A 577-nucleotide genomic window follows, 5' to 3' on the forward strand; every position below is an offset into this window, starting at 1 on the left:
ACAGCGCCGTTTCCGCTTCGATCAGCTCAGGCGAGTCGCGCAGGCTGGCCGGGAAGGCCAGCGGCTTGCCGGTCACCTCGGCTTGCAGCCGGGCCTGGCTGGCCTTGGCGGCGCGGTACTTGGCCTCGCTTTCGCCCACGCTGGAGGCGGTCTTGGTCGGGTCCAACTGGGCCAGTACCTGGCCGCGCTCGACCAGGTCGCCTTCGGCCACGTTCATCTGCGCGACGATGCCCCCTTCGAACGACTGGATCACCTGCTCCCGGGAGCTGGGGATGACCTTGCCGGTACCGGTGGAAACCTCGGTCACCTCGAACCAGGCGGCCCAGGCCAGGAACGCGGCCAGCATCAGTGCGCTGAGGGTGATGAGGCGCCCGGCGCGGAATACGGCCCGGTCGTCCTGCCCGTCCAGGTAGGACGCCGGGAGTTCGTGGTTGCTCATGCCTGCGCTCCTTGCAGTTTGGCCAATGCGGCATCGCGGGTGTCATCGATGACGATGCGCCCACCGTCGAGCACCACAATGCGCTCGACCCGTTGCAGCACGCTCAGGCGGTGGGTAGCGATCACCAGCGTGCGGCCC

Annotated in this window: 1 protein-coding gene; it reads right to left on the minus strand. The window is 68.5% G+C overall.

Annotated elements, in window-relative coordinates; translation table 11 throughout:
- Nucleotides 1-439, minus strand: a 439-nt coding sequence (locus tag G1E_RS29225; RefSeq protein ID WP_047149717.1) for a biotin/lipoyl-binding protein, incomplete at its 3' end; no start/stop codon positions are given.
- Nucleotides 440-577 lie beyond the last annotated feature (138 nt).

This window comes from Pseudomonas sp. TJI-51, from assembly GCF_000190455.2.
GTDB lineage: Bacteria > Pseudomonadota > Gammaproteobacteria > Pseudomonadales > Pseudomonadaceae > Aquipseudomonas > Aquipseudomonas juntendi.